The organism is Azospirillum thiophilum (assembly GCF_001305595.1).
Classification (GTDB): domain Bacteria; phylum Pseudomonadota; class Alphaproteobacteria; order Azospirillales; family Azospirillaceae; genus Azospirillum; species Azospirillum thiophilum.
In genome coordinates this window covers 803,374-817,500 of the sequence record NZ_CP012403.1, presented here as the reverse complement: position 1 = coordinate 817,500, position 14,127 = coordinate 803,374, and the positions used below count along the sequence as shown (strand labels likewise).

The following is a 14,127-nucleotide window of genomic DNA, read 5'->3' as shown; positions in this document are numbered from 1 at the left end:
GAGGAGCCCTACCCCCATCAGGTGGTGCTGGCCGAGTTCGCGGCGGGCCGGCTGGTCGGCCACGAGGCGCTGCGGGTGCCGCGCCATGTCGCGATCCACCGGATCGTCGCGGAGACCCCCGAAGCGGCGCTGGAGCGCCTGAAGCGGCTGGCGTTCGACGAAACGCTGGCGCGGGATGCCTGGCCCTTCCTGGAGGTGACGGTCACCCTGCCAGAGCCGCGCCCCGCCCTGCGCGACGAGGTCGAGGCCGTGCTGGCCGGCCGGCCGGTCCGGCTGTTGAAGCTGGTGGTGCGTCTGACCGGCAGCGGCCAGACGCTGGCCGACGGCGCGCCGCCAACCGACCTCGCCTCGCTGGAGCCGGAAGAGGTGTTCCGCCGCCTCTACCGCCGCAGCCACGACGGCGACCCCGACCTGGAGCTGGTGGCGGCCTTCCACGAGTTGCTGACCACCGTGCAGGAGGCGGCGTGATGCGGATCCTCGCAGTACGCGGCGCCAATCTGACCAGCCTCGACGGGACGTTCGCCATCGATTTCGACCGCGAGCCGCTGCGACGCGCCGGCCTGTTCGCCATCACCGGGCCGACCGGGGCCGGCAAGAGCACCATCCTGGACGCGCTGTGCCTGGCGCTGTTCGACCGCATGCCGCGGCTGCCGGAAGGACGCGGCGAGATGCTGGGAGCGGACGGCGACCCCAACGGCATCCGCACCACCGATGTGCGCAGCATCCTGCGGCGCGGCGCCGGATCCGGCTGGGCGGAAGTGGATTTCATCGGGATCGACGGGGATGCCTACCGGGCGCGGTGGGAGGTGCGGCGAGCCCGCCAGAAGGCGCAGGGCGCCCTGCAACTGCAGAGCATGTCGTTGTGCAGCCTCGACGGCGAGCGGCGCTACGGCGACGGTAAGAAGAGCGTGCTCGACGAGATCGAACGGCGGCTGGGCCTGAGCTTCGAGCAGTTCCGCCGCGCCGTCCTGCTGGCGCAGGGCGACTTCGCCACCTTCCTGAAGGCGCCGCCACGCGAACGCTCCGCCCTGCTGGAGTTGCTGACCGGCACGGAGGTCTATTCGCGGCTGTCGGTCGCCGCCCATGAACGGGCGGGTGCGGAGCGGCAGACGCTCGACACGCTGGTGGCGCAGGGCGGCGGCATCGGCGTCCTCGCCGACGAGGATCGCGCCGCCCTGCAAGCGGACGCCGCCGATGCGGCCCGCGCGGTCCAGGCGGGCGAACAGGCGCTGGCACTCGCCCGGGCGGCCATGGCCTGGCACGAGCGCGATGCGCAGCTCGCCGCGACGGAGGAGCAGGCGCTGGCAGCGGCCCGAACCGCCGAAGAGGCCTGGGCCGGAGCGGAGCCCCGGCGCGGCGCGGCGGCCCGGCTGCGCAGTCTGCTGCCGATGCGTCCGTTTCTGGAGGATGCCGACCGGACGGCGGGAGATGCGGCCGCGGCCGCGGCGGCGGTGGATCGCGCGACGGCGGCATGGGAAAGCGCCCGGCTTGCGGTGGAGGAGTCGACCGGCCGCCATGGCGAGGCCCGGCGCCGCTTCGAGGCCGCCTGCACGGCACAGGCCGGAGCCGAACCCGACCTGGAGCGTGCCGCTGATCTCGATGGTCGGATCGCGGCGTTGGCCGGTGAAGGCGACGCCGCCGAGGCTGCGGCACAGGCCGCCATGCAACGGAGCGCCAAGGCACGCAAGGCGGTGCAGGATATCGGGACCGCCCTGTCGGCGGCACAGACCGAGTCCGCAAGGCTGGAGTCCTGGCTGCGCGCACAGGCGGGCTTCGAGCCGGTCGCGGCCGATTGGGAGCGCTGGGACCGGCTGTTGGACCGGCACCAGGCGGCGGCCCGCACCGGAGACGCCGCCCGCCGGGAAAGGATGGCCCGGGAACGTGAAGTTGCCGTCCTGACCGCTGCCGTCGAAACGGCGGAAAGCCGCTCGACCGAGGCGCGGGACCGCTGCATCGCGGCCGAGACGGTGCTGGAGGCACTGCGGGCCGAGGCGGTGCCGTCGCTCGACGATGCCCGGACGGAGCGGGCGGAGGCGGGGCGCCGCCGCGACGGCCTGCGGGCCCTGCTCGCCACCGGCGAGATGCGGCGGCGCCTGTCGGCCGACCGGACGGCGGCGGAGACCGACCGGGTGCGGCTGCTGGCCGAAGCGGAGCGCGACGGCGCGGCGGCGCGGAAACTTGCCGAGCGCCGCAACGAACGGCGTGCGGCCGCCGACGAGGCGGAACGGACGCTGCAACGCCTGCTGCTGGCCCGGCGGGAGGATGTGAAGAGCCTGCGCGGACGGCTGGAGGAGGGCGAGCCCTGCCCGGTCTGCGGATCGGACTCCCACCCCTGGGCGGGAACCGACGCCACGCCGCTGGACCGGGTGACCCGGGAGCAGGAAGCGCGTCTCGCCGACCTGCGGGAGGAACTGGCCGCCATGGTGGCCCGCCATGCGGCGCTCGAGGCGGCGGCACAGGCCGCGCGGACCGGGGCCGACGGGCTGGCGGCACGGCTGGCGGCGATGGCGCAAGAGGCCGATGAGTTGACGGCGCGCTGGACGGCGCAGGCGGCAGCGGCCGGATGGAGCAGCGATTGCGACGCGCTGGACGGCATCGCGGCGGCGCTCGACGCCGTGGAACAGCGGTTGGCGGGCATCGCCGCCGACGAGGAGCATGCGCTGGATCACCGCCGGCGGCTCGACGCGGCACAGCAGGACCAGCGCCGGCTGGAAGCCGCCGCTGCGGCGCTGGCGACGGAGAGCGAGGCGGCCCGGCAGCGGTTGGCCGAGGGGCGGCAGGCGGCGGCCCTGGCTGCGGCGGCGCTGGAACGGGCGGAGGGCGACCGCGACGCCGCGCTGGCGGAACTGGCGGAAGGGCTGGCCGGCGAAGCCGATTGGCGCACGCGGCTGGAACGGGGTCCGGGAGGGTTCCGCAGCGCGTTGGCGGAACGGGTCTCCGAATACCAGGGGAAGAGAGATACATTGGCCCGCGCCGGCCGCGAGGTCGAACGGGCAAGCGGCGAGCGCGCGGTGCAGTCGGCGGAGCTGGATGCGGCGCTGAGGGCGGAGGAGGAGGCACGCCAGCGGGCCGCCGATCTGGCCGGCAGGCAGGCCGACGCCCGGATGGCACGCAACGCGCTGCTCGGCGGACGGGCGGTGGTGGCGGTGCGCAGGGCGCTGGCCGACGAGCGGCAGGCCGCAGAAGCGCTGGTGGAGAAGGCCACGATCGTTCGCCAGGACGCCGCCGCCCGCCTGTCGGCGGCGGAGCGGGAGCGGGAGACCCGCGGCGAGGCGACTCGCCTGTGCGCCGACAAGGCGGCGGTGGCCAGGGAGCGGCTGGAACGGGCGGCTGCCGAACGCTCCACCGGCCTGGAGGAGATCCGCCGGCTGCTGGCGGCCCCGGACGCCGGGCTGGAGGCCGAGGAGCGGGCGCTGGCGGCGCTGGAGCGCGCGCGCGGCGATGCGCTGCTGGTGGTCGACGAGCGGCGGCGGCAGCGGGATGCCCACCATGCCGCCGGCCGTCCGGCGCAGACCGCCGAAGAGGCGGCCGCCGCGGCCGATGGAACAGGCGTGATCCTGGAGCACGACCGCGACCGGCTCGGCTCGGCCCGCGGCCGGCTGGAGGCCGACGACGCCAATCGGCTGCGGCTGGCCGGGCTGAGCGCGGCGATGGAGGCCCAGCGGGCACGCTGCACCCTGTGGGGCAAGATGGCGCAACTGATCGGCTCGGCGAACGGGCAGAAGATGCGCAACTTCGCCCAGAGCCTGAGCCTCGACCTGCTGCTGACCCACGCCAACCGGCATCTGGAGGATCTCGCCCGCCGCTACCGGCTGGAGCGGGTGGCCGGGGCCGACCTGGAAATACAGGTGGTCGACCGCGAGATGGGCGACGAGCGGCGCGGCGTCCACAGCCTGTCGGGCGGCGAGCTGTTCCTGGTATCGCTGGCCCTGGCGCTGGGCCTGTCGGCGATGGCGGCCGGCGCCTCAGGCGGCATCGGCACGCTGTTCATCGATGAGGGCTTCGGCACGCTGGATCCCGACAGCCTGGACGTCGCCCTGTCCTGCCTGGAAGCCTTGCAGGCCGGCGGCCGTCAGGTCGGCGTCATCAGCCACGTCCCGGCGATGGTCGAACGCATCGGCACGCAGATCCGCGTGGTGCCGCTGGGCGGCGGGCGCAGCCGGGTGACGGTGCTGTCACCGGCCGGCGTGCCGGGGGTGGCGCTGGCAGAGGCTTGATGGCGGCCGGCGCTCAGCGCCCCCGCTTGGCCAGGAAGGCCAGCCGTTCCAGCGTGTGGACGTCCTGCTCGTTCTTCAGCAGGGCGCCGCACAGCGGCGGGATCAGGGTGCGGGCATCCTTGGCGCGCAGGGTTTCCGGATCGACGTCCTCGACCATCAGCAGCTTGATCCAGTCCAGAAGCTCCGACGTGGAGGGCTTCTTCTTCAGGCCCGGCACCTCGCGCAGGTCGTAGAACAGGTTCAGCGCCTCGCGCAGCAGCGCGGCCTTCAGGCCGGGATAATGGACCTCGACGATGCGTTCCATCGTCTCGCGCTCGGGAAAGCGGATGTAGTGGAAGAAGCAGCGGCGCAGGAAGGCGTCCGGCAGCTCCTTCTCGTTGTTCGAGGTGATGATGACGATGGGCCGCCTTGCCGCCGTGACCGTCTGCCGCGTCTCGTAGACGTGGAACTCCATGCGGTCGAGCTCCAGCAGCAGGTCGTTGGGGAACTCGATGTCGGCCTTGTCGATCTCGTCGATCAGCAGCACCGGAGGCTCCGGCGCCTCGAAGGCCTCCCACAGCTTGCCGCGGACGATGTAGTTGGCGATGTCGTGGACCTTGGCCTCGCCCAGCTGGCTGTCGCGCAACCGGCTGACCGCGTCGTATTCGTACAGGCCCTGCTGCGCCTTGGTGGTCGATTTCACATGCCAGGACAGCAGCGGCTTGTTCAACGCGCGGGCGATCTCCACCGCCAGAACGGTCTTGCCGGTCCCCGGCTCCCCCTTCACCAGAAGCGGGCGCTCCAGCGTGATCGCGGCGTTGACCGCCACCATCAGATCGTCGGTGGCGACATAGCGGTCGGTGCCGGCAAAACGCATTTCGATGTCCTCGTCCTTTCGCGTGCCCGACAGTCTTGCCATTCCCGTTCCGGCTGGCAAGCCCCGCCGAACCTGACGCTCCGCTGCGCCCAGTCTCCGCCGGACCGTCCCGTTTCTTTTCGTTTCACCATCACCCTTGCCAATCGCCTCCATTTGATCGAAGAGAAGGAGAACACTTGCTCAATGATCGCGGCGGAGGAACTCCGGAAAACAAGATCTGCAAGATTTGCATGAACGAGTCCTGCATCTGAAGTTTTCGAGTTGCATGACACGGAGTAACGGAGCCGTGGATCATTGATAGACAATCGCATCGTTCTTGTCTGCGGAATGTTCAGCAGCGCTTCAACCTGGGCATTCAATGCCGCAGTTGATCTTCTTCGCCTGACCACTCCCTGTCACGTCGCCTTCGCCGCAAATCTGGATGGCGAAACACGGTTGCCCATACCGCCGGCCGGAACGGTGCTGGTACTGAAGACCCATGGCTGGGGCGATCCGGCCGCCTTCCTCGACCGCCATCCGGACACGCACTGCCTCGTCACCATCCGGGATCCGCGTGATGCCGTGGTGTCGCTGATGCAGCGCTTCGATTACGGCTTCGACCATGCCCTGGCCTATGCCGCCCAGGGGGCCGCCGGGATCGTCGGCGCGGCACGCCAGCCGGGAAGCCTGCTGCTGCGGTACGAGGGCGGTTTCATGGATCAAGCCACGACCATCGACCTGATCGCCGGCCATCTCTCCCTCCGGCCTTCGGCTGCGGAGATGGAGGTGCTGTTCCGGCGGCTGCGGCCCGACGCCGTGCAAGCCGCCATTGCCGAGGCCGAGCGGCAGAACCGTTTTCCCAAGGGGTTGCCCGCCGGCGAAACCGCCGATCCTTCGACGCAATGGCACCCCGGCCATGTCGGCGACCGCCTGATCGGCAAATATGCCAAGCTCCTCGACCGGACGAGGCAGGCGGCGGTGGTCGCGCGGATGGCGCCCTACATGGCGCATTTCGGCTATGAGGCGTAGCATGTCCGCCGTTCCGGCCGCGCCCGCCCTGCTGCCCGCCTCCACGACCGTCGTCGCGATGGAAGGAACGACCTTTCACGGGCCGGAGGCCATGACCGGCATCGGCCGTTACGTCCGCAACATGGCCCGTTGCCTGGCACGCATCCATGCCGACGAGGGCGCCCGTCTCATCGTGACGCTCGGGCGGTTGGCGCATGCGCCGCTGCTTGCGGAGACGGTCGCGAACGACGTCCAGGCCCATCTGTTCCAGCCGCTGATTCCCGGCCTCCCGTCCGACGGAGCCGCAAGACAGGCGGGGCGCCGCGAAACTCCCGAGGCCCTGGAAGACGACCTGATCGCCAGGGGGGCGACCGTCTATTTCGATCCGAATCCCTTCGCCATGTACAAGAGCTTCTTCGCGCCCAGGCGGCTGGGTCATGCGGCGATGATCCATGATCTGGTGCCGCTGAGCTTCCGCTCGGCCTATCTCGACCGGTGGCCGGCCCCGTTGAAGGCCGAATATGTGAGGCGTCTCCTCCATTTGGCGCAAACGGCCGACGTCCTGTTCTTCCCGTCGCATGCCAGCGCCGAGGAGTTCCACCGCCACGCCAGCCCACGAGCCGGGATGACGCTCTGCGTCACCGGCGAAGGGGTCGATCCGGTCTTTCTCGCCCCGACGGCGTCGGCGGCCGACCAAGCCCCGGCGAACGCCCGGCCATATATGCTGATGATCTCGAACCTGACGGACAGGCGCAAGAATCTGGGCTTCGCGCTGACGGCTTACCATCATTTCCTGCGGCTGGCCGCCTCGACCCGCCATGCCGGGATGGGGCTGGAGATCGTGATGTCGTCGGATGCGCTGATCGATCAGGCGCAGGCCCATTGCCGCGCGCTGGGGATTGCCGGGCATGTCCGCTTCCATGTCGCCGTGCCCGACGACAGCCTGCGCCGGCTCTACCGCGACGCGGCCCTGCTGGTCTGCCCCTCCGCCGCCGAAGGGTTCGGATTGCCGGTCATCGAGGCGCTGGCCTGCGGCACGCCGGTGCTGAGCAGCAGCAGGGCGGGGTTGGCTGAACTGCAATGCGACGGCTGGATCATGCCGGCCGACCTGTCGTCCGAGCCGGCGCTCGCCGCCAGCATGTTGCGGGCGGTCGACCGGCCCCGCGGCGACCCCGAGGCGGCATGCCGCTATGCCGCAAGGTTTGACTGGACCGAGGTCGGCCGCCGGACCTATCGGACCCTGTCCGCGGCCACGCGCTCATGACCCGCCGTCCCGCGGGCGACCGCCATGGCATAGCCGATCATATGCTCGGCGCGGGCATGTTCGTGCAGGCTGCTCTGCGGAAAGGCGTTGGCCTCGATCGCCCACAGCCGGTCCTCCTCGTCCAGGGCCAGATCGATGCCCAGTTCCGACAGCGGCAGCGGCTTGGTCGCATCGACCAGCTTGGCGATCTCCATCGCCAGGGCGACGATCCGGTTTCCGAGCTCTTCCGCCTCCACCGCGTTCCGCCGCACGGCCAGGAAGCCGTCGATCGGCCCCTGGTAGCCGCCCTGGCTGATGTTGGTCAGGAAGCGTCCCGCCTCGGCCAGCCGGACATAGGCGCGGGTCACGCCCCACTCGCCATCGGCCCGCCGCTGCACATGGACCCGGAGATCGGCGGACCGGCCATCGACCGCCGCCGAACGGATGAAGCGCTGCACCAGATAGCGGCGATACCGCAGGCGCCCGGCGATGCGCGCGCGGACATGGCCGACCACCTCCCCCAATGTGCCGCGGATCGTGCCGCCGGCATGCTGGAGCAGCCAGCCTTGCCCGCTGCCGGCCTCCCCGCCGCCGGTTTCCCGGTGGATGAACTGGATGCCGAAGCCGCGGCGGCCGTCGACCGGCTTCACGACGGCGTTCCCCTGTTCCAGGAAGGCGGCCGTCAGCGTGGCGTCGATGGCATCGGACGGAATCCCGATGGTGGGAATGGCGTGCGGCAGCAGGTTGCCGGCGCACAGGAGTTCGTGAAAGGCCAGCTTGTCGAGGCTGGAGTCGGCGATGACCGGACGGCTTCGGCGAATCCAACCGTCCAGTTCCTGCCAATCGACATCCGCCCCGCTCTTCATCACGACCACGTCCGGCAGGGAGAACCAGCCGGAGCTCCAGCCGGCGGGCGTCCAGCGCTCCCCCGCGATCAGTTCCCGCTGCCGGTCCCAGGACGATCTGTCGAGCAGCAGCAGTTCGGCGCCCTGCAAGGCAGCCTCCGCAAGCAATGCCCGAAGCCTCGGTTGGGGAAACAGATCGCGCGGCTGATTTTTGTAAGATATAAAGCCGATCTGCATCATTTTCGACAGCTCTCTTCCCAGTCGTCAATCTTAGATATTGCGTTGCCTCGGCTCTGAACACTATGATAGCGTACGTCATACACCGTCGACTTTATATCGAACACTGAATTTTCCAGATTGGAAAATTGCAACGAAATGAAATGGGGTCTTCTCCCAAAAGTGGCCCTGACGCCGCTCGACGCGAAGAGGCGGACGCTGCCCGCCTGCGAACCCCCGAACGGATGGGCAGGACATCCTGCCGGCCCCAGCCTCCCGCTCCTTTGACGACGAGTGGACCATGGACGACCAGACCGACTCGCCCGACGATTTTCACGCGATCTGCCTGCGAGCCACTGCCCATGCCCACGGATGGGCGACGCGCTACGTCCAGGGTGTCTACAGCCGCTTCCAGCCCTATCCGTCACGCTGGCTCCGGGTCGAAATCGGTGGGCGGAGCTATCTGTTCGCGTCCGGCATGTTGTTGATCGAAGGGGCCGACCCGTGGCGCGGCCTCGGCCTGCACATCAACGAGGGGGCGACCCTTCTCACCCGCGACAAGCAGAGGGCGAAGGAGTTTCTCGAAGCGCAGGGGTTCGGCACGCCGGCGGGGCGGGTGTTCCGCCGCACCGACCTCTCCGCGGCCCTGGACGCCTTCCCATCCTTTGCAACTCCGGTCTGCGTCAAGCCCAACCAGGGCGCCAAGGGGGAGTTGGTCTTTCCGGGCATCGGCGACCGGGTGCGCTATGAGCGGGCGATCCGGCGGGTCGCGGCACGGCACCAGAAGATCCTGGTCGAGGAGAGCGTGAGCGGGCAGCTGATCCGCTTCTTCTACGTGCGGCCCAAGGTGGTCGCGATCAAGCTGAGCCGGCCGGCCAGCATCGTCGGCGACGGGTCCGCCGGCATCGCGCGGCTGATTGACGCCAAGAACGAGCTGCGCCGCCGGCGGGCGGTGCCCGGCCATTCCGACATCCAGGTCGACGACGATCTCCGTGACTTCCTGGCGATGACCGGCCGCAGCCTGGACGACGTACCGGCGCCGTCGGAACGCGTCTTCCTGCGCGGCACCTCCAACGGCGCCACCGGGGCGGACAGCATCGACTGCCGCTCGGATCTTCATCCTTCCTACAGCGACGTGATCGCGGCGGCCTGCAACGCGGTGCCCGGCCTGAACCTGACGGCGGCCGACGTGATGATCCGGGATCCCTCGCTGCCGGCGCAGCGCGGCAATTATTGGATTCTGGAGCTGAACCGCAATCCCGGCATCACGCCCTACCATTTCCCTTGGCGCGGCGAAGCGCAGGACGTCGCCGGGGCGATCCTGAATTTCCTGGAGCAGGGCGCCGCGACAGCCTCCGCCCCACCCGCAACATCCTGCGAAGAGTAACCGATGACCGCAACCGTCCCCCCCGACCGCGATGCCCTGCAACAGTGGATGATGGCCTATCTGGCGACCATCTGCGGGTTTGCGGCCGACGCCATGGACCCCGGCCAGCCCTTGGCCGGCTACGATCTGGATTCCGTCGATGCCGTCGAAATGGCGCTGGAAATGGAAAAGGCGTTCGGAATCGCCCTCGACCCGGAAACCTTCCTGGAGAGCCGCAATTCGGTCTCGGCCATCGCCGACACCCTGGCGGGCCGGAACGCCGGTTCGCCGCCAGTCTGATGGCAACGGATATCCCTGCCTGGATCCATGCGTCCAACCAGCCTCCCGCCGGGTCGCTGGCCACCCTGGCGGATCCGGCGGCCGGTGCCGAACAGCGCCTGAACGCCTGCCAGTCCCTGATCCAGAACGGCGTCGTCCACTGGACCCTGCCGCATGCAGAAGCGCTGTGCCGGATCCCCGAGGTCGCCGAACGGGCTGAACAGCTGGTTGCGCTTTGCCGGATCCTGTGGGATTGCGACCTGACCGCTCCCGCGGCGATTCCGGCGACGCTGGCCCGCGATCCGGCAGCCGGGAATTATTGGATGGTGCCAGCCGGCTCCACCACCACCCTTCTCGCCTTCACCGGGCGGGCCAGGCGGCTGTCGGTTTCCGTCTATCTGATGCAGCGGATCCTGGAGCCCTTCGGCGTCAACGTCATCTATCTGTTCGATCCGGCCGACAGCTTCTATATCGGCGGCATCGGCGGAGGCTGGACCGGGATGGAGCCGACGGTCGAGTTGCTGCGCCGGCTGTGCGACGGCTTCGGCACCAGGACGCTCTATTGCCTCGGCCAATCCACCGGCGGCTACGGCGCGCTGCGCTATGGGCTGGACCTCGGCGCCGAAGCGGTCCTCGCCTTCTCGCCGATGATCTGGCAGGTCATGCGGCCGCGGCCATTGGCACGCATCTCCCAGCTGCTCGGCCGTCCGGTCGGTGGGGAGGAGGTCGACCTGCGGCATCTCTATGCCGGCCGGGAGCGGCACCCGCGCGCCCGGATCGTCTGCGGCGGCGACAATGCGGCCGATCTGCGCTCGGCAGCGATGCTGGCCGACCTTCCCGGCATCGACCGGCACATCCTGCCGGGGGTCAGCGACCATGCGGTCATCACGACCCTGCTTCAATCCGGCGACCTGCGGCGGATGATCGGGGAGTTTCTCGGCATGACCTCCCCGGATTGACCGGCTCGGATTGACAGGCCCGATTTCCGGCCGCTCAGTCGACGATGAACAGGGTGGCGCCGATTTCGGTCGAGGACCGGTGCGGATGGTCGCCGAAATCGGACACCTGATAGCTCATGCCGGCGGTCAGCACGAAGCGCCGGCCGTCCTTCAACTCGGTGACCAGCTCACCGCTGACCACGAACAGGACATGGCCGCGGTCGCACCAATGGTCGGCCAGATAGCCCGGCGTGTATTCGACCAGCCGCACCCGAAGCTCGCCGGTGCGGAAGGTCCGCCACAGCGCCTTGCCGGTCTCGCCCGGATGTTCGGTGACCGGCACGCCGGCCCAGTCGGTCACGGTGAAGGGAAGAGTCGGGAGTTCCATCGCCGGACCTTACGAAAACGGCATGAACGGAAAAACGGCCCCCGCATGCATCCGGGGGCCGGGTCGCTCAGCGATCAGGAGGCCGTCCTGGCCGCAATCGCCTTTTCGATGGCCTCGACCGCCGCCGGAGCCAGCGAGGCGTCGGGGCCGCCGGCCTGGGCCATGTCGGGCCGGCCGCCGCCGCCCTTGCCGCCCAGCGCCTCGGCGCCAACGCGCACCAGATCGACGGCGCTGAGGCTGCCCGTCAGGTCGTCGGTCACGCCGATGACGATGGAGGCCTTGCCCTCGTTCGCCGCGATCAGCACGACGACACCGGAGCCGACCTGCTTCTTCAGCTCGTCGGCCATCGGCTTCAGATCCTTGGCCGGCAGGCCCTCGACCACGCGGGACGCGACCTTGACGCCGGCCACATCCTTGGCCTCGCCGCCGCCCTCGGCCTTGGCACCACCACCCATGGCAACCTGCCGGCGCAGCTCTGCCAGTTCGCGCTCCATCTTGCGTCGCTCCTCGACCAGCACGGCCACACGGGCCGGAACCTCGTCGGGCTTCACCTTCAGGACGCTCGCCGCCTCGGTCAGCAGATGGTCGCGCTCGGACAGCCAGGCCTTGGCACCGGTGCCGGTCAGCGCCTCGATGCGGCGGACGCCGGCGGCAACGGCGCCTTCGGAGACGATCTTGAACACGCCGATGTCGCCGGTGCGGCGGACATGGGTGCCGCCGCACAGCTCGATGGAGTAATCACGGTCCAGCTCGCCATGCGGCCCGCCCATCGAGACGACGCGGACCTCGTCGCCGTACTTTTCGCCGAACAGCGCCATGGCGCCCTGGGCGCGGGCCTCGTCCGGCGACATCAGCCGGGTGACGACGTCGCTGTTGGCAAGGATGCGGCGGTTGACCTCGTCCTCGATCACCGCGATGTCGGCGGCGCTGAGGCCGGTCGGCTGGCTGATGTCGAAGCGCAGCCGCTCCGGCGCCACCAGCGAGCCCTTCTGGGTGACATGGTCGCCCAGACGGTGGCGCAGCGCCTCGTGCAGCAGGTGGGTGGCCGAGTGGTTGGCGCGGATGGCCGAGCGGCGGGTGCCGTCGACCCGCAGTTCGACCACGTCGCCGACCGAGAGGCTGCCCTTGGTGACGGTGCCGACATGGGCCCACACCGCGCCCAGCTTCTTCAGCGTGTCGGACACCACCAGTTCGGCGCCGGTGGCGGAGAAGATCACGCCGGAATCGCCGACCTGACCGCCCGATTCTCCATAGAAGGGTGTCTGGTTGACGACGACCAGCACCTGGTCGCCGGCGGCGGCGGTCTCGACGCGGGCATCGCCCTTGACGATGGCCGTCACCTTGCCCTCGGCCATTTCGGCGTCGTAGCCGAAGAACTCGGTGGCGCCCAACTCGTCCTTGATCTCGTACCACAGCTTCTCGGTGCCGACCTCGCCCGAGCCGGCCCAGGATTCGCGGGCCTTGCGGCGCTGCTCGTCCATCGCGGCCTTGAAGCCGGCCTCGTCGACGCCGCGGCCCTGGCCGCGCAGCACGTCCTGCGTCAGGTCGAGCGGGAAGCCGAAGGTGTCGTACAGCTTGAAGGCGACGTCGCCGGCCAGCGGCTGGCCCTCGCCCAGATGGCCGACCTCGTCCTCCAGCAGGCGCAGGCCGCGCTCCAGCGTCTGCTTGAAGCGGGTCTCCTCCAGCTTCAGCGTCTCGACGATCAGGGCGCGGGCGCGGTTCAGCTCCGGATAGGCGTCGCCCATCTGCTGGATCAGCGCCGGGACCAGACGGTGCATCAGCGGCTCGCGCGCGCCGATCATGTGGGCGTGGCGCATGGCCCGGCGCATGATGCGGCGCAGCACATAGCCGCGGCCCTCGTTCGACGGCAGCACGCCGTCGGCGATCAGGAAGGAGGTCGAGCGCAGATGGTCGGCGATGACGCGGTGCGACACGGCATGGGCGCCGTCCGGCGCGCTCTTGGTCGCCTCGGCCGACGCCATGATCAGCGCCCGCATCAGGTCGATGTCGTAATTGTCGTGCTTGCCCTGGAGCACGGCGGCCAGACGCTCCAGCCCCATGCCGGTGTCGATCGACGGCTTGGGCAACGGCACAAGATTGTCCGGACCCAGCTGTTCATACTGCATGAACACGAGGTTCCAGATCTCGATGAAGCGGTCGCCGTCCTGGTCCGGGCTGCCCGGCGGGCCGCCGGCGATCGACGGGCCATGGTCGAAGAAGATCTCCGAACACGGGCCGCAGGGGCCGGTGTCGCCCATCCGCCAGAAATTATCGTCGGTCGGGATGCGGATGATCCGCCCGTCCGGCAGGCCGGCGACCTTGCGCCAGATCGCCGCCGCATCCTCGTCCGAGGTGTGGACGGTCACCAGCAGCTTGTCGGCCGGCAGCCCGTACTCCTTGGTGATCAGGTTCCAGGCGAACGCGATGGCGTCGTCCTTGAAATAATCGCCGAAGGAGAAGTTCCCCAGCATCTCGAAGAAGGTATGGTGCCGGGCCGTGTAGCCGACATTGTCCAGGTCGTTGTGCTTGCCGCCGGCGCGTACGCATTTCTGCGAGGTGGTCGCGCGCCGGTAAGGCCGCGTCTCGGCACCGGTGAAGACGTTCTTGAACTGGACCATGCCGGCGTTGGTGAACATCAGCGTCGGGTCGTTGCGCGGCACGAGCGGCGACGAGTCGACGATCTGATGTCCCTGCTTGGCGAAGAAATCCAGGAACGTGCGACGGATGTCGTTGGCGGTCTGCATACGGTCAAGGCTCCGGGTGCGCGGCTACGGCCTTCCATCGGCCGAACC

Annotated in this window: 11 protein-coding genes (1 of these 11 only partly in view); 7 read left to right on the top strand and 4 right to left on the bottom strand. The window is 69.6% G+C overall.

Annotated features, from left to right (window positions below; translation table 11 throughout):
* Both AL072_RS22625 and AL072_RS22620 read left to right on the top strand, forming a co-directional pair.
* A protein-coding gene (locus tag AL072_RS22625) for an exonuclease SbcCD subunit D C-terminal domain-containing protein (protein ID WP_045584421.1) crosses the window boundary here: on the top strand, nucleotides 1–468 show its final stretch. Its footprint begins 777 nt before the window's first position; 468 of the gene's 1,245 nt are visible here — the last part of the coding sequence; the start codon falls outside the window, past its left edge; it ends in the stop codon at nucleotides 466–468.
* Nucleotides 468–4,217 carry an AAA family ATPase gene (locus AL072_RS22620; RefSeq protein ID WP_045584420.1) on the top strand — a complete coding sequence of 1,250 codons (3,750 nt, stop codon included), beginning with the start codon at nucleotides 468–470 and terminating at the stop codon, nucleotides 4,215–4,217. Before AL072_RS22625 ends, AL072_RS22620 begins: the two co-directional genes overlap by 1 nt.
* A gap of 13 nt (nucleotides 4,218–4,230) precedes the next feature.
* Here the strand turns inward: AL072_RS22620 and AL072_RS22615 are convergent, their stop codons facing one another.
* A complete protein-coding gene (locus tag AL072_RS22615) occupies nucleotides 4,231–5,073 on the bottom strand; it encodes an AAA family ATPase (protein WP_045584688.1) in 843 nt (280 codons plus the stop codon).
* A gap of 435 nt (nucleotides 5,074–5,508) precedes the next feature.
* Here AL072_RS22615 and AL072_RS22610 point away from each other — a divergent pair, with 435 nt between their 5' ends.
* Together AL072_RS22610 and AL072_RS22605 are read left to right on the top strand one after the other, a co-directional pair.
* Entirely contained in the window at nucleotides 5,509–6,081 is a 573-nt protein-coding gene (locus AL072_RS22610; RefSeq protein WP_245636922.1) for a hypothetical protein, read from the top strand.
* A gap of 1 nt (nucleotide 6,082) precedes the next feature.
* Nucleotides 6,083–7,324, top strand: a complete 1,242-nt coding sequence (locus tag AL072_RS22605; RefSeq protein WP_045584418.1) for a glycosyltransferase — start codon at nucleotides 6,083–6,085, stop codon at nucleotides 7,322–7,324.
* Here AL072_RS22605 and AL072_RS22600 read toward each other — a convergent pair.
* Complete coding sequence (locus tag AL072_RS22600) at nucleotides 7,291–8,298, bottom strand: YheC/YheD family protein (protein WP_045584417.1); 1,008 nt, start codon at nucleotides 8,296–8,298, stop codon at nucleotides 7,291–7,293. The genes AL072_RS22605 and AL072_RS22600 overlap by 34 nt on opposite strands.
* Nucleotides 8,299–8,665: 367 nt before the next feature.
* On the opposite strand from AL072_RS22600, the gene AL072_RS22595 reads away from it, so the two are divergent.
* From AL072_RS22595 to AL072_RS22585, 3 genes are read left to right on the top strand one after another with little or no spacing between them, the layout of a single operon-like run.
* Nucleotides 8,666–9,751, top strand: a complete 1,086-nt coding sequence (locus tag AL072_RS22595; RefSeq protein WP_045584416.1) for a hypothetical protein — start codon at nucleotides 8,666–8,668, stop codon at nucleotides 9,749–9,751.
* Nucleotides 9,752–9,754: 3 nt separating this feature from the next.
* Nucleotides 9,755–10,030 carry an acyl carrier protein gene (locus AL072_RS22590; protein ID WP_045584415.1) on the top strand — a complete coding sequence of 92 codons (276 nt, stop codon included), beginning with the start codon at nucleotides 9,755–9,757 and terminating at the stop codon, nucleotides 10,028–10,030.
* A complete protein-coding gene (locus tag AL072_RS22585; protein ID WP_045584414.1) occupies nucleotides 10,030–10,968 on the top strand; it encodes a hypothetical protein in 939 nt (312 codons plus the stop codon). Before AL072_RS22590 ends, AL072_RS22585 begins: the two co-directional genes overlap by 1 nt.
* Before the next feature lie 34 nt (nucleotides 10,969–11,002).
* Here the strand turns inward: AL072_RS22585 and AL072_RS22580 are convergent, their stop codons facing one another.
* Together AL072_RS22580 and alaS are read right to left on the bottom strand one after the other, a co-directional pair.
* On the bottom strand, nucleotides 11,003–11,335 hold the full coding sequence (locus AL072_RS22580; protein WP_045584413.1) for a DHCW motif cupin fold protein: 333 nt from the start codon (nucleotides 11,333–11,335) through the stop codon (nucleotides 11,003–11,005).
* Between the two features lie 74 nt (nucleotides 11,336–11,409).
* Nucleotides 11,410–14,079, bottom strand: coding sequence for an alanine--tRNA ligase (alaS, locus tag AL072_RS22575; RefSeq protein ID WP_045584412.1), 2,670 nt, complete (start codon nucleotides 14,077–14,079; stop codon nucleotides 11,410–11,412).
* Nucleotides 14,080–14,127 lie beyond the last annotated feature (48 nt).

Bases quoted from the DNA above. Each gene is read 5' to 3' on its own strand.
- AL072_RS22620 (WP_045584420.1), top strand. From the start codon at position 468: ATGCGGATCCTCGCAGTACGCGGCGCCAATCTGACCAGCCTCGACGGG.
- AL072_RS22580 (WP_045584413.1), bottom strand. From the start codon at position 11,335: ATGGAACTCCCGACTCTTCCCTTCACCGTGACCGACTGGGCCGGCGTG.
- alaS (WP_045584412.1), bottom strand. From the start codon at position 14,079: ATGCAGACCGCCAACGACATCCGTCGCACGTTCCTGGATTTCTTCGCC.
- AL072_RS22590 (WP_045584415.1), top strand. From the start codon at position 9,755: ATGACCGCAACCGTCCCCCCCGACCGCGATGCCCTGCAACAGTGGATG.
- AL072_RS22585 (WP_045584414.1), top strand. From the start codon at position 10,030: ATGGCAACGGATATCCCTGCCTGGATCCATGCGTCCAACCAGCCTCCC.
- AL072_RS22595 (WP_045584416.1), top strand. From the start codon at position 8,666: ATGGACGACCAGACCGACTCGCCCGACGATTTTCACGCGATCTGCCTG.
- AL072_RS22605 (WP_045584418.1), top strand. From the start codon at position 6,083: ATGTCCGCCGTTCCGGCCGCGCCCGCCCTGCTGCCCGCCTCCACGACC.
- AL072_RS22615 (WP_045584688.1), bottom strand. From the start codon at position 5,073: ATGCGTTTTGCCGGCACCGACCGCTATGTCGCCACCGACGATCTGATG.